This window comes from Aliterella sp. E5.1 (assembly GCF_057473825.1).
Genome location: NZ_JBYCCV010000448.1, coordinates 1 through 1,183, shown reverse-complemented (window position 1 = coordinate 1,183; position 1,183 = coordinate 1). Strand labels below are relative to the sequence as shown.

General features: G+C 40.3%; 1 protein-coding gene and 1 pseudogene. Both read left to right on the top strand.

From position 1 onward, the window contains the following. Positions 1-101 precede the first annotated feature (101 nt). Positions 102-665 (top strand): hypothetical protein, encoded by a 564-nt coding sequence (locus AC2VE5_RS28125; RefSeq protein WP_486890793.1) that lies wholly within the window; start codon positions 102-104, stop codon positions 663-665. 332 nt (positions 666-997) lie between these two features. Continuing rightward, positions 998-1,183: pseudogene (locus AC2VE5_RS28120) on the top strand (recombinase XerD); the annotation flags it as partial.

Sequence of the window (1,183 nt, the reverse complement as noted above, 5' to 3'; positions counted from 1 at the left end):
ACTTTGCTTAAATACAATAAATTAACTTATCTTTATCTTGTACTTAACTATTAACCACTATCAATTAAGTATGTATGTGCTAAGTTGTGTTTTTTTAAGCAATGCTAAAAAACTTGTCTCAAAAAATGATTGTTAGGGCGATTAGTGTAGTTACTGTTATAGCAGTAATTTCTACTGCCGATCCTTCAAAAGCAGCTGTTTTTTTCTATAATTTCACAATCAATGATGCTGCCGGTAAAGCCACTGGCATGGGTTCCTTCACTTACGATGACTCAGATCCGAGAATTATTACTCCTTCAGGAGATACGTTAAAGGTCTCTAGCCTAGACTTTTCTTGGTTAGGTAAAGTTTACACTGCAGCTGATGACTCACGACTTGACTTAACTCCCGACCTTTCTCCAGCTATATATGTCAAACAAGGAACTTCAAATTTTTTAAACGCTCTAGATTTTGTCGTTGATACTCCCAATCAACTATTCGCGTTCGAGCCTACATTTAATGGAGCTAGTGGATCTACGTCCTTTTCAGCTTTTTCACCTCAAAATGCTTCTTATAGGGCAGGGACAGTAACTTTTACTGCCGTTCCCGAGCCTAATAGCATTCTCGGGTTAAGCGTCTTCAGTCTTGGTGCTCTACTTATGCTGAAGAAAAGGGGTATATTATAGATCCGTCATTTGTCCCCTAGATTGGTAAATCACACTTGTACCTGTCGACAAATAATCTAATGACTAAATCGTGCATAACCTCCATAGCGCCTTAGCAAAGTGTGGGACAGACGGCTCTCTGTTGCCAAGCCCAAAGCTTGGAGGTTATGTCTGCTCTTTGAACAGTTATAGTCCCTAAATGATGAATGCACCCAAATCTAGTTGAAGTAGTTGACAAGCAAGCGCTAGGTAATTTTTATTTCTCTCAGCTTTTGTTGAATTTATTTATCACTAAAATCTTTATCTAAAGCAGACTCCAGGTCTTAATCTCCTGAAAGTGACAAATAAGGGATATGCTGCGCCGCACTAGACTATATTACCGCGCTGCTCTATTGCTGCAAGCTGGCAATCTATCTCTACACGAATGCTGCCTGCTGTGGAATTATTACGCTACCTCCTCTGCTATGCCTGCCTCTGCCCAACTTGAATATCAGGCGATTGAGCGCAAGCGTGAGGAGACTTTTTTGCTTGCGAGATCG